Genomic DNA, 12,898 nt, shown 5'->3' on the forward strand with positions numbered 1-12,898 from the left:
ATTACTTAATCAAATAATTGTTAGTTTTTAACTTTTAGATTATAATATAATAATGAATGAGAGGATATTTATATGACTAATGAAAATGAAAAAGTAAAAGTTGTTGTAGAACCAGAAACTAATAATGGCCCTACAATTGTGAAAAATGAAAGTATCAATGATAAAAAAGATCCTAAAAAAGACGATGAAGGCATACTTGATTGGATAAAATCAATAGTCGTTGCTCTTTTAATTGCCGCACTTATCAAGTGGCTGTTTATAGATGCAACAAGGGTAGCGGGAAATTCCATGTTAAATACTCTGCATGATGGAGATATGCTTTTTATGAATAAAATCGGTAAGCACTTCCACGATTATGACAGAGGAGATATTGTAATCTTAAATGCGCCAGATTTTCCAGGCAGACTTTATGTAAAAAGAGTAGTAGGCCTTCCAGGCGATACAGTAACTCTAAAAGATGAAAAAGTATATATCAACGACGAAGAACTAAAAGAACCATATACATCTGTAGACTACACTCTACAAACAAGTGATACTTATGAATGGTATCTTTTAGACGGCCAATATTTTGTAATGGGTGATAACAGGGCAGAAGGTGCCAGCAATGACTCAAGAAATTACGGTCCAGTTCAAAAAGAAGAAATAGTAGGCCATGCATTTTATAGATTTTATCCATTTAATGACATGGGAAATATAGACAATAATCCATACGGGGAAAATAAATAGATGACACAAAGAAAAGACAATATAAGAAATTTTTCTATAATTGCCCACATAGACCATGGTAAAAGCACTCTTGCTGATAGGCTGATTGAAAAATCCGAACACCTATCTGAAAGAGAAATGCAAAATCAAATGTTAGATGATATGGAGCTAGAACGTGAGCGTGGAATTACAATTAAATTAAAATCCATCAAAATCCATTATAAGGCGAATGATGGTATGATTTATGATTTAAACCTAATTGACACACCAGGTCACGTTGACTTTAACTACGAAGTATCAAGATCTTTAAAAGCTTGTGAAGGTGCAATATTAGTTGTAGATTCAAGCCAAGGGGTAGAAGCACAAACCCTTGCTAATACATATCTAGCCCTAGACCAAGACTTAGAAATATTACCAGTTTTAAATAAAATTGACCTGCCATCAGCAAGAGTTGATGAAGTGAAAAAAGAAATTGAAAACCAAATAGGACTAGATACTGAAGGTATTCCATTAGTTTCAGCTAAAACTGGCCTAAATATTGAAGATGTACTTGAAGATATAGTAGAAAATATTCCAGCACCAGAAGACCACGATGATAAGCCACTAAAAGCACTTATTTTTGATTCATATTATGATGCTTATCGTGGGGTTATTTGTTATGTGCGTATTTTTGAAGGGGTTGTAAAACCTGGAGATACTATAAAAATGATGAATACTGGTAAAACTTATGAGGTAAATACCGTAGGTTATACCATGAAAAATCGTATTGAAACCAAGGAGTTGCGTTCTGGTGATGTAGGATTTATAGAAGCTAGTATAAAAGAAGTAAAAGATGCTAGGGTTGGTGATACCATCACAAATGCAGAAAAACCAACTGATCAACCACTTTCAGGCTACAAAGAAGTTCTGCCAATGGTTTATTCTGGTATATATCCAGCAGAAGGTGAAAGTTTTGATAAACTCCGTGATGCATTAGAAAAACTTCAAGTAAATGATGCAGCCTTAGTATTTGAGCAAGAAAATTCCCAAGCCCTTGGTGTAGGTTTACGTTCAGGATTTTTGGGACTACTCCATATGGATATCATTACACAAAGGTTAGAACGTGAGTATGATTTAAATATCATTGCTACAGCACCATCAGTTATCTACAGGGTAAAACTAAAGGGTGCAAGCGAAGAAATTGAAATCCAAAACCCAAATGATTTTCCAGACCCAGCTACAATTGATTATATAGAAGAACCGATGACTAGGGCAGAAATTATAACTCCAAGTGACTATATAGGACAAATCATGAGTCTTGCCCAAAATCGTCGTGGAGAATTGATTGATATGCACTATATAGACGACACCCGTGTATCTATAAAATATAAGTTACCATTAAATGAGGTTATTTATAACTTCTTTGATAGTTTAAAGTCAAGAACTCGTGGATATGCATCACTTGATTATGAAGTAACTGGATATGCTCCAAGTAATCTAGTCAAACTTGAAATCTTAATCAATGACCAAGTAGTAGATGCACTTTCAATTATTGTTCACAAAGATAGTGCATATGCTAGAGGTCGTGGCATTGTTGAAAAACTTAAAGATGAGATTCCACGCCAACAATTTGCTGTACCAATCCAGGCAGCTATCGGTGGAAAAGTAATAGCTCGTGAAACTGTTAGAGCTCTTAGAAAAGACGTTATCGCAAAATGTTACGGTGGAGATATTTCAAGAAAGAAAAAACTGCTTGAAAAACAAAAAGAAGGTAAGAAACGTATGCGCCAGTTAGGAAATGTAGAAGTTCCACAAGATGCATTCCTAGCAGTATTAAAATATGATGATGAGCAATCAAACTAAAAGCGACCTAGTAAAAAACTAGATCGCTTTTTTATTTGTAGAATACTGCTTCAATATTATTTCCATCAAAATCATGAAAAAATGCTGCGTAATAATTTGGAGCATAATGCTCTCTTATGCCCGGAGCACCATTATCTTTTGCTCCCAACTCTAAGGCCTTATTATAAAAGTTATTTACTTCTTCTTCATTATCAACTCTAAAGGCAAGATGAAAGTCATTTGGTTTTCCTTCAACAAGCCATAATTCATTTGCAAAATCAGAATCTTCCTTACCAAATCCAACCGCATCCTCATAATCAACTTTCTTAATTAAACCAATTTCAGCAAGAACTGTTTCATAAAATTCTTTGGATTTTTCTATATCAGAAACTTGTAAACTTATATGGTCAATCATAATTTCCCCCTTTATTGTTTATTTATTTTTTACCCCAGGGTGTGATATAATAACATAAAAGCATAAGGGGAATAATATGGAATCCAAAAATCTATACGAACGCATATTTTTGCGTACTGGAATAATAATTTTATCAATTTTATTTTTAATATTTTTAGCACCACCATTAGTTGATGCCTTGATGCCTATAATTTTGGCCTTGATATTAGTAGCAATTCTTACACCACTTATAAAAAAAATAGATGATTTTTTGCCAATTAAACATACTGTCATTTCTTATATAGTTGGCACTATACTTTTAGTATTAATATTATTTTTATTGGTTTGGTTTACCCAATTAATCGTAAGCCAAGTTAGTGGATTGATAGGAAATATAATTGGAAATTGGGATAAGATTGTATCATCAACCAATGATTGGATAAATTCAGTCAATTCTCAAATTAATCTTTTACCAGAATTTGTATCCAATGCTATAAAATCAGGACTAAATTCAGTTTATCAGTTTTTAGGAAATTTACAAAAAAATGCTGTTGATATAACACTTGGTTTTACCACAGCCTTTATAAATACCTCAAATAATATCATATTTTTTGCTATAACCTTTATAGTCGCTTTTTATATTATTTTAGGAGATATGGAAATGGCAACAATTAAATATCATTCTAAATTTTCTGAAAGTTCAAAAAACAACTTTAGCTTAATTAGAAGGGTATTTAAAAATTCCACTTGGAATTATATAAAATCTCAGTTAAAATTAGCCTTATTATGTACAATACTTATGGCTATTGCCCTAAAAATTTTGGGCCAGCAATATTTTATGCCAATTGCATTATTACTAGGATTCTTGGATTTACTTCCAATGATTGGGCCTATTATAATGCTTCTACCGTGGACAGTTATTGAAATTTTTATTTTTTCTAACATGAATAAAGGTATAGGTTTACTAATTGTTTTAATAATCTGGACGGGATTGCGTCAGGTGATAGCTCCAAAAGTTATCGGATCTTCGGCAAATATCCATCCTATATTATCTGTAATAGCTCTATACTCAGGTCTTCGATTATTTGGAATTAGTGGAGCAATATTTTTCCCAGTTATTTTGATATTTATTGTGGGTATTTATAGGTCTGGAATTATGGATAATTGGATATATGATTACAAAGAGTTTTTTCAATATATCCAAAATACTTTAAATATAGGCCAAAGAAATTTAAAAGTACCGGATGAAGAATAATTTCTAAACAGTATAATAGGATTAGTGATAATAGTTATCATTAAGGAGTTATAATGGATAAATATCAAGTAAAGATTTTAGATATCAAAGAAGAATACAAAAATGTATTTACCTATACTTTGGAAAAACCAGAAGATTTGGTATGGGATGAGGGTTCTAGTTTTCACCTTGCCTTGCCAGGATATGACACAGGTAGTGAAATAAATAAAAAACTAGTCCATCACTTGAGTATAAATACATTGACTGATGAAGGAACTATCAAGTTTACAACTAAAATTCCTATCAGAAAATCAGTATTCAAAAAAGCCCTTTCTAACCTAAAAGAGGGAGATGAGGTTACAATTTATAAAATAAAATCCCATATGATTTTACGCAGAGAAGATAAGCCAATAGTTTTATTATCCCAGGGCTTAGCAATGTCAACTATGAGGCCTCTTATTAAAAAATTTGAAATTGATAATTCAAATATACCTGAATTAATTAGTCTAAATGTAAACAAAAAAGATAATCATCTATACGAAAAAGACTTCGAATGTGTTGATGGAACATGCTTTTTTAAATATTGGTTAGAATCAAGAAATGATTATTTAAAAAAGTTAAAAGAGCTTGCAAATGAAAAGCCTGATGCCTATTTTTATGTAGTAGGTAGCGAAATTTATGTACTAGATACTTTATATATATTAAGAGAAAATGGTATAGCTGATAATCAAATTATAATTGATAAGAGTGATGATAAAAGAGAAGTTGTATTTGATACTCTAAAAAATTACAAAATTATACTTTAATTTAAGATGGCGATAGCCATCTTTTTTACATATATGAGCAGGAGAAACAATGGAAAAAGTAGGATGTTATATACACATACCATTTTGCGCAAAAAAATGCTACTACTGTGATTTTTGTGCATATATGAATCTTGAGCATAGGATAGATAATTATATTAATAATTTAATAGAAGAAATAGAAATCTATCAGCAAAAACTATGCTGCAAGATAGATTCTATATACATTGGCGGCGGTACTCCGTCTTATATTGATGGAAAATATATCAAAGAGATTGTAAAATCACTAGATAAGTTTGACATAAGTCAATTAAAAGAATTTACAATTGAATGTAATCCAAATTCTATTTCTAGGGATAAATTACTTTTATATAAGGACTTAGGAATTAATCGTATATCGCTAGGTGTGCAGTCATTTGATGATGAGGTTTTAAGAGCAATCGGTAGAAATCATACAGCAGACATTGCACTAAATGACATAGACTTAATTCGAAGTGTAGGCTTTGATAATCTTAGTTTTGACTTAATGTTAAATTTGCCAAAACAAGACTACAAATCAGTTAAAAATGATTTTGAGATGGTAAGAAAAATATCACCAGAACATATTTCATGGTATTCTTTGATTGTAGAAGAGGGTTCTAGATTTTACGCTATGGATAAAAAAGGCAAATTAGACTTAATGGAAGATGATACCGAAGTTGAAATATTTGGAAAAATTGTCGATCAGCTTTCAAAAATTGGTTTAAATCGTTATGAGATTTCGAATTTTGCAAAAAAAGGATACGAGTCCTACCATAATAAAAAATATTGGGAGGGAGACGGCTATCTTGCATTTGGGATGAGCGGTTCAGGATATATATCAAATGTTAGATATACTAATACAAGAAATTTTGTTCATTATGACCAAATGATTGGCCAAAAAAGGCTTCCGATTGAAGATAAATATTTCATTTCCAGTGAAGATAGAGAAAAGGAATATATAATTTTTAAACTTAGAGAAACTGAAGGTATAAATCTAAAGGAATATAAAAATAAATTTGGTAATGATTTTTTAAAAAAATATAAAAATGAGATAGAAAAATTTGATGGCCAAGACTTTTTTATAATAGATCAAAACTTCAAATTTAGCCAAAACGGAATGAACTTATCTAATGAATTTCTAAGATTAATTATATAATCTTGACATGGGGTTTTTAGCTAGTATATTATTATTAGCAGTCGATACCAAAGAGTGCTAAAGGAGAAAAATTTGAATGATAGAAAGCTAAAAATATTATTCTCTATCATAGACTCTTACATCACAGATGGCGAACCAATAGGTTCAAAAAGCCTTGCAGACACCTACAATTTAAATGTATCACCAGCTACAATCAGAAATGAAATGAGCTCTCTTGAAAAAATGGGTTTAATTGAAAAAGCACATTCTTCAAGTGGTAGACTTCCTTCTGATAGAGGTTACAGGATGTTTGTAGATTATATCCTAGAAAATGAAATGGAGGATATAACTAGGGCAAAGAAAAGTAATACTATTATAAATTTACTTGATAAAAGATATCACAATGCAGAAGACATTGTTGAGACTGCAACAAAGATGCTAGCTGAACTTACAAATCTTACAGCTGTATCTATGACACTTAAAAACGAAATAAAAACTTTGGTAAATATGGAGCTAATTAGATTATCAGACAGGCAATTGCTTTTACTTGCAGTATTTGATAATGGGATTCTTATAAAAGATAGTATATATCTTAATTATGAGATAAATTCTGATGAGCTATTATTTATCAATAACGTTCTTAAAAAAACTATGGTAGGAACGGATATCAATGAGATTTATGATAATATAAAATTACTTGAAACAACTTTGCTAAATGATTACAAATCTTTGCTTGAGATTATAGAAAAAAGGCTACAAGGCCAATCTTTTGGAAAGTTAAATAGAGAGATACAAATCGAAGGCTTGGGAAATATATTTAATTTTAAGGAATATGATGATTTATCCAAGGCTCGCGATTTTATAAAATTATTGGATAGTAAAGAAAAATTAAATAGTTTTTTGGGTAACAACATATATGATAAATTGGATATATCAATAGGATATGAAAATGAGCTTGATGAACTAAAAGAAAACACAGTTATAACATCATCTTTTAGAATAAATGATGACATAGTGGGTCATATAGGAATTATCGGGCTTACAAGAATTAATTATATTGATGTAATATCTGACATTATGATGATATCTACTCTACTTAATGATTGAAAGGGTTTAAGGATGGATGATAAAAAATTAAATGATGATAAGCTGAATGAAGAGCAGCTTGTTGATGATGAAATTATTGAAGAAGACGAAGTAATCGATGGAGAAATAATTGATGATGATTATGAAGCTATCGAAGATGAAGATAAAAATGAAGTAACTGATGAAAAACTTGAAGAAGACTTCAATGAGTTTAAGGACAAATATCAAAGATTACTAGCTGATTTTACAAATTACAAGCAGAGGGAAGAAGCAAGTAAGGCTGATTTTAAAAAATATGCTTGTAGTAACTTAGTTGAAAAACTTTTACCAGTTCTTGATAACTTTGATAGGGCCCTAAAAGACCAAGACCCAGAAGATGGAATTGTAAAAGGGATTGTAATGACTCGCGATGAGATGCTAAATATCCTCAAAAATGAAGGATTAGAAGAAATCCAATCAGATGGAGAAGCTTTTGACCCAAATGTCCACCAGGCAGTTTTGGCAGAAGATTCTGATGAGGTCGAAAGTAATCATATTATAGAAACATTTCAAAAAGGTTATAAATTAAACAATAGAGTCATAAGACCAGCAATGGTTAAGGTAGCAAAATAGGAGGCTTATTTATATGGCAAAAATTATAGGAATTGACTTAGGTACAACAAACTCAGCAGTAGCTGTTATGGAAGGTGGTTCTCCAGTAATCATTCCAAATAGCGAAGGAAATAGAACAACACCATCTGTAGTTGCCTTTACAAAAGATGGAGAAAGATTAGTTGGTGAAACAGCTAAAAGACAAGCAATCACAAATCCAGATAGAACAATAGCATCTATCAAAAGAGAGATGGGTTCTGATTACAAAACTGCAGAAATTGATGGTAAAAAATATTCTCCAGAAGAAATTTCTGCTATGATTCTTCAAAAATTAAAATCAGATGCAGAAAAATACTTAAATGATACTGTAACAAATGCAGTAATTACAGTACCTGCATATTTTACTGATGCTCAAAGACAAGCAACAAAAGACGCTGGAAAAATTGCAGGACTTACAGTAGATAGAATTATCAACGAACCAACTGCAGCTTCACTTGCTTATGGATTAGACAAAGAACACGACCAATCAAAAATTATGGTTTATGACCTTGGTGGTGGTACTTTCGACGTATCAATCCTAGAAGTAGGTGATGGAGTATTTGAAGTACTTTCCACACGTGGTAATAACAAACTTGGTGGAGATGACTTTGATAACAAATTAGTTGACTATCTAGCAAGTGAATTTAGAAAAGAAAATGGAGTAGATCTTACAAAAGACCTTACAGCTATGCAAAGACTTAAAGATGCTGCTGAAAAAGCTAAAAAAGAACTATCATCAACAATGACAACAAATGTAAACCTACCATTTATTACAGCTGTTGATGGTCAACCAGTACACTTAGACATCTCAATTACAAGAGCTAAATTTGATGAATTAACAAAAGATTTAGTAGATGCAACAAAAAAACCAGTAGAAGATGCTCTTTCAGATGCAGGTTTAAAATCTGCTGACATTGACAAAGTACTTTTAGTAGGTGGTTCAACAAGAATCCCAGCAGTTCAAGACTTAGTTAAAAACTTAGTTGGAAAAGAACCACAAAGAGACATCAACCCTGACGAATCAGTAGCTCTTGGTGCAGCTATCCAAGGTGGGGTACTAACAGGTGAAGTAAAAGATTTATTATTACTAGACGTTACACCTCTATCATTAGGTATAGAAACTCTTGGAGGAGTTGCTACAAAACTAATCGAAAGAAATACAACAATTCCAACAAAAAAATCACAAGTGTTCACAACAGCAGCAGATGGTCAAACAGAAGTAGACATCCACGTTGTACAAGGTGAACGTGAAATGGCAGCAGATAATACTACACTTGGACGTTTCCAACTTACAGGTATTCCAGCAGCAAGACGTGGAGTTCCACAAATCGAAGTAACATTTGATATAGATGCAAATGGTATTGTAAACGTAACTGCAAAAGATCAAGGTTCAGGAAAAGAACAAAAAATTACTATTACATCATCATCTAACTTAACAGATGAAGAAATCGATAGAAAAGTAAAAGAAGCAGAACAATTTGCTGAAGAAGATAAAAAGAAAAAAGACGATATTGATACAAAAAATAATGCTGAAAGCCTAGTATACCAAGCACGCAAAACACTTGAAGATGCAAATGTAGAAGGCGCTCAAAAAGACGAAATTGAAGCAGAAATCAAAAAACTTGAAGATGCAATAGCTTCAAATAACACTGAAGAAATTAAAGCTCAAACAGAAGCTCTTCAAGAAAAAATCTACTCAATGAGTGAACAAATGTATCAAGCAGCAGGTGCAGAAGGTGCTGAAGCTAATAGTGCAGACGATGATGTAGTAGACGCTGACTACGAAGTTATCGATGAGGATGAAGAATAAATTTAATTTATAATAGCAAACTTACAAAAAATAAGTATAATAAGTTAAATAAAATAAAAGCTATTTCACTTTGAAATAGCTTTTTTTAAGTGTAAATGGAGGAAAAATGCAAGATCCATATGAGGTACTTGGGGTTAGCCGTGATGCGAGCGACCAAGAAATAAAAAGAGAATACAGAAAACTTGCTAAAAAATATCACCCTGATTTAAATCCTGGGGACCAAGAAGCAGAACAAAAGTTTAAAGAAGCTACTTTAAGCTATGAAATATTATCAGACAGTGAAAAAAGAGCCCAATATGATAGATACGGTTCAGCTGCCTTTGAAAATGGAGGATCTGGTGGTTATGGCGGATTTTCAGGAGGATTTGGAGATCTTTTTGGAGATTTATTTGGAGACCTATTTTACGGTGCAAGTGACGGGTCTACTAAAAGACCTACAAAAGGTGCTGACATTCAACAAATAATCAAACTTACATTTGCAGAAGCTGCCTTTGGAGTAAGCAAAGAAGTTCAAGTAAGACGAGAAGTAGAATGTGAAACATGTAATGGAACTGGTGCTCGTGATGAAAGCTCAGTTCATACTTGTGATAAATGTAATGGGGCAGGTATTGTAAATGATGTAGCTCAAACGCCTTTTGGAAGGATGAGTAGAACTGTGACCTGTGATAAGTGTGGTGGAACTGGTGAAATAATTGATGATCCTTGTAGAGTATGCCATGGACAAGGATCAGTTATAAAATCTGAACGCATAAAAGTGGATATCCCATCAGGTGTTGAAACTAATAATGTGATGCGTATATCTAACAAAGGCAATGTAGGGGAAAATGGCGGTCCAAATGGTGATCTATATGTAATTATTGATGTAGAAGATCATGAAATATTCAAACGCGATGGATTAGACATTTACTATGATATGCCTATATCATTCCCAACTGCAGCTCTAGGTGGGGAAATCGAGATACCAACTCTTCATCAAACAAGGAAATTTGAAATCCCAGCTGGAACTCAATCAGGTACAAGATTCAATCTTAAAAAAGAGGGAATTACCGATGGTAGGACAAATAGAACTGGGGATTTATATTTCTACGTGCAGGTTGTAACACCAACAAACTTAAACAATGAACAAAGAGAAGCCTTAGAAGCCTACGCAAACTCCCTAGGAGAAGAAGTTAAGGCTCATGAAAAAGGCTTTTTTGGAAAGCTAAAGGATTTATTTGACTAATGGCAAATACATTTAATATCATCACTCTAGGTTGTAAAGTAAATCAATACGAATCAGAAGCAGTTGAAGAGCTTTTTGTACAAAAAGGCTATGAAAAAGCAGCTAATAATGCAGATATTTATGTAATTAATACCTGCACTGTTACCAATATGAGTGATAGAAAAAGTAGACAGATGATATCGCGCGCTCGCAGAGATAATCCAGAAGCAATTGTTGCAGTTATGGGATGCTATTCCCAAGTAAAACCTGAAGAGGTTGCGGCAATTGAGGGAGTTGATATTGTCCTAGGTTCTCGTAATAAAGAAAATGTAGTAGAACTTTGCGAAGATGTTTTACAAAATAAGGGAGCAATAGATAAAATTATCGCCACAAGTGAAAGCAAAACGTTTGAAGAATTACAAATTTCTAACCAAACTGAAATGACCAGAGCCTACCTAAAAATTCAAGATGGATGTAATATGTATTGCTCTTATTGTTTGATTCCATATGCAAGGGGAAATATTGTTAGTCGTGACATTCCATCTATAGTCGAAGAGACCAAAAGACTAGCTGATAATAATTTTAAAGAAATAGTTTTAACAGGAATCCATGTATCAAGCTATGGAAAAGACTTTGGTGACGGATCAAGCCTAATTGATGTTATTGAAGCTGTAGCAAAAGTAGATGGAATAGAAAGAATACGACTTTCATCTATGGAACCAAGGCATATTTCTATAGAAATTTTAGAAAGAATGAAAGCAACAGGTAAGGCTTGTGACCACTTCCACCTTTCTTTACAATCAGGATCAGATGATGTTCTAAAAGCAATGAATAGAAAATATGATAGAGCTTTATATAAAGAAAAGGTAGAAGAAATCAGACAAATATTCCCAAATGCAGGTATTACTACAGATATAATAGTAGGTTTTCCTGGGGAAACGGAAGATAATCACAAAGAAACTATGGATTTTGCAAATGAAATCAAATTTTCAAAAACTCATTTATTTAAATTCTCCCCAAGAGAGGGTACCCGTGCCGCAAAAATGGGAGATCAAATAAATGGCAACACTAAGAAAAATAGACTTCATGATTTAGAAAAAATTGAAGAAGCTAACCGTAAAGCTTTTTTAGAAAATCAAGTAGGAAAAATTTTATCAGTATTAGTAGAATCTAAATCAGACCTTGAAGGTTATAGTGGGGGCTACTCTACAAACTATTTAAAAGTAAATGTTAAAGAAAATATTCCTGCCAATACAATTATTGATGTAAAAATAACTGAAATTATAAATGATGAACTTGTTGGAGAAAGACTTTAAGCTTTTTTTATATATTTTTACTTTGTAGACGTTCATATATCAATATTATTTATTGACTTCATTTTTTTATTGTGGTATATTAAATACCAATGGGGGTGAAGTATGGACTGTGTATTTTGCAAGATTGCAGCAGGAGAAATTCCTACTGATAAAATCTATGAAGATGAATATATAATTGCATTTAATGATTTAGATCCACAAGCACCTATCCATTTTCTTGTTATACCAAAAAAGCACATAACAAGTTTAGCTACGCTTGATGAAAGTGACAGTGAGCTTATAGCAAAAATTATGCTAGCTATAAAAAAACTAGCTGCTGATAATAATTTAGAAGGCTATAGGGTTGTTACAAACATCGGCGAAGATGGGGGACAAACAGTACCTCACTTGCATTTTCATGTTCTAGGAGGCAGAGCATTTCATTGGCCTGCAGGCTAGAAATGTACCCAATAGAATCTGAAAAAATTTTTGTGTTATACGAGAGGGGGGATAGAGATGACAGAAATCAGAGTTGGAGAAAATGAATCAATCGATAGTGCGATTAAAAGATTCAAAAGACAATGCGCAAGATCCGGTGTACTTTCTGAATACAGAAGAAGAGAACACTACGAAAAACCAAGCGTTATTAAAAAGAAAAAAAATGACGCAGCTAAAAGAAAAAACAGAAAAAAATAATTTTAGATTTAAAGAACCTTATTGGTTCTTTTTATTTTGCTTTAATATAGGGTATTTATTATAAAAA

The 12,898-nt window shown here is 32.3% G+C and carries 13 protein-coding genes; 12 read left to right on the top strand and 1 reads right to left on the bottom strand.

All coding sequences use genetic code 11. The annotated features are described in order from the left end of the window. Positions 1 to 72: 72 nt before the first annotated feature. Together lepB and lepA are read left to right on the top strand one after the other, a co-directional pair. Entirely contained in the window at positions 73 to 726 is a 654-nt protein-coding gene (gene lepB / locus ACF3NF_RS07645; RefSeq protein ID WP_394023060.1) for a signal peptidase I, read from the top strand. Next, on the top strand, positions 727 to 2,547 hold the full coding sequence (lepA, locus tag ACF3NF_RS07650; RefSeq protein ID WP_394023062.1) for a translation elongation factor 4: 1,821 nt from the start codon (positions 727 to 729) through the stop codon (positions 2,545 to 2,547). It begins immediately after the preceding gene. 31 nt (positions 2,548 to 2,578) lie between these two features. Here the strand turns inward: lepA and ACF3NF_RS07655 are convergent, their stop codons facing one another. Next, on the bottom strand, positions 2,579 to 2,941 hold the full coding sequence (locus tag ACF3NF_RS07655) for a VOC family protein (protein ID WP_394023064.1): 363 nt from the start codon (positions 2,939 to 2,941) through the stop codon (positions 2,579 to 2,581). Between the two features lie 76 nt (positions 2,942 to 3,017). On the opposite strand from ACF3NF_RS07655, the gene ACF3NF_RS07660 reads away from it, so the two are divergent. The 10 genes from ACF3NF_RS07660 (at position 3,018) to rpsU (ending at position 12,831) form a co-directional block, all read left to right on the top strand. After that, positions 3,018 to 4,175: an AI-2E family transporter gene (locus ACF3NF_RS07660; RefSeq protein ID WP_394023066.1), complete on the top strand. Its 1,158-nt coding sequence runs from the start codon at positions 3,018 to 3,020 to the stop codon at positions 4,173 to 4,175. A 53-nt stretch (positions 4,176 to 4,228) separates the two neighbouring features. Beyond that, positions 4,229 to 4,960 (top strand): hypothetical protein, encoded by a 732-nt coding sequence (locus ACF3NF_RS07665; protein ID WP_394023068.1) that lies wholly within the window; start codon positions 4,229 to 4,231, stop codon positions 4,958 to 4,960. Positions 4,961 to 5,009: 49 nt separating this feature from the next. After that, positions 5,010 to 6,134 (top strand): radical SAM family heme chaperone HemW, encoded by a 1,125-nt coding sequence (gene hemW, locus ACF3NF_RS07670; RefSeq protein ID WP_394023070.1) that lies wholly within the window; start codon positions 5,010 to 5,012, stop codon positions 6,132 to 6,134. Between the two features lie 72 nt (positions 6,135 to 6,206). After that, entirely contained in the window at positions 6,207 to 7,220 is a 1,014-nt protein-coding gene (gene hrcA, locus ACF3NF_RS07675; protein WP_394023072.1) for a heat-inducible transcriptional repressor HrcA, read from the top strand. Between the two features lie 12 nt (positions 7,221 to 7,232). After that, entirely contained in the window at positions 7,233 to 7,811 is a 579-nt protein-coding gene (gene grpE, locus ACF3NF_RS07680) for a nucleotide exchange factor GrpE (protein ID WP_394023074.1), read from the top strand. 13 nt (positions 7,812 to 7,824) lie between these two features. Then, the gene (dnaK, locus tag ACF3NF_RS07685) at positions 7,825 to 9,639 is read left to right on the top strand and encodes a molecular chaperone DnaK (protein WP_394023076.1); all 1,815 of its coding nucleotides are present in this window, start codon (positions 7,825 to 7,827) and stop codon (positions 9,637 to 9,639) included. A gap of 106 nt (positions 9,640 to 9,745) precedes the next feature. Beyond that, a complete protein-coding gene (dnaJ, locus tag ACF3NF_RS07690) occupies positions 9,746 to 10,861 on the top strand; it encodes a molecular chaperone DnaJ (protein ID WP_394023078.1) in 1,116 nt (371 codons plus the stop codon). Next, positions 10,861 to 12,156, top strand: a complete 1,296-nt coding sequence (gene mtaB / locus ACF3NF_RS07695) for a tRNA (N(6)-L-threonylcarbamoyladenosine(37)-C(2))-methylthiotransferase MtaB (RefSeq protein ID WP_394023080.1) — start codon at positions 10,861 to 10,863, stop codon at positions 12,154 to 12,156. Before dnaJ ends, mtaB begins: the two co-directional genes overlap by 1 nt. A gap of 102 nt (positions 12,157 to 12,258) precedes the next feature. Beyond that, a complete protein-coding gene (locus tag ACF3NF_RS07700; RefSeq protein WP_394023082.1) occupies positions 12,259 to 12,594 on the top strand; it encodes a histidine triad nucleotide-binding protein in 336 nt (111 codons plus the stop codon). A gap of 57 nt (positions 12,595 to 12,651) precedes the next feature. Next, positions 12,652 to 12,831 carry a 30S ribosomal protein S21 gene (gene rpsU / locus ACF3NF_RS07705; protein ID WP_203127404.1) on the top strand — a complete coding sequence of 60 codons (180 nt, stop codon included), beginning with the start codon at positions 12,652 to 12,654 and terminating at the stop codon, positions 12,829 to 12,831. Positions 12,832 to 12,898: the final 67 nt, after the last annotated feature.

This window comes from Anaerococcus martiniensis, from assembly GCF_043187485.1.
Classification (GTDB): Bacteria; Bacillota; Clostridia; order Tissierellales; family Peptoniphilaceae; genus Anaerococcus; species Anaerococcus martiniensis.

Coding starts and splice junctions, on each gene's coding strand:
- lepB (WP_394023060.1), top strand. CDS start 73: ATGACTAATGAAAATGAAAAAGTAAAAGTTGTTGTAGAACCAGAAACT.
- lepA (WP_394023062.1), top strand. CDS start 727: ATGACACAAAGAAAAGACAATATAAGAAATTTTTCTATAATTGCCCAC.
- ACF3NF_RS07655 (WP_394023064.1), bottom strand. CDS start 2,941: ATGATTGACCATATAAGTTTACAAGTTTCTGATATAGAAAAATCCAAA.
- ACF3NF_RS07660 (WP_394023066.1), top strand. CDS start 3,018: ATGGAATCCAAAAATCTATACGAACGCATATTTTTGCGTACTGGAATA.
- ACF3NF_RS07665 (WP_394023068.1), top strand. CDS start 4,229: ATGGATAAATATCAAGTAAAGATTTTAGATATCAAAGAAGAATACAAA.
- hemW (WP_394023070.1), top strand. CDS start 5,010: ATGGAAAAAGTAGGATGTTATATACACATACCATTTTGCGCAAAAAAA.
- grpE (WP_394023074.1), top strand. CDS start 7,233: ATGGATGATAAAAAATTAAATGATGATAAGCTGAATGAAGAGCAGCTT.
- dnaK (WP_394023076.1), top strand. CDS start 7,825: ATGGCAAAAATTATAGGAATTGACTTAGGTACAACAAACTCAGCAGTA.
- dnaJ (WP_394023078.1), top strand. CDS start 9,746: ATGCAAGATCCATATGAGGTACTTGGGGTTAGCCGTGATGCGAGCGAC.
- mtaB (WP_394023080.1), top strand. CDS start 10,861: ATGGCAAATACATTTAATATCATCACTCTAGGTTGTAAAGTAAATCAA.
- ACF3NF_RS07700 (WP_394023082.1), top strand. CDS start 12,259: ATGGACTGTGTATTTTGCAAGATTGCAGCAGGAGAAATTCCTACTGAT.
- rpsU (WP_203127404.1), top strand. CDS start 12,652: ATGACAGAAATCAGAGTTGGAGAAAATGAATCAATCGATAGTGCGATT.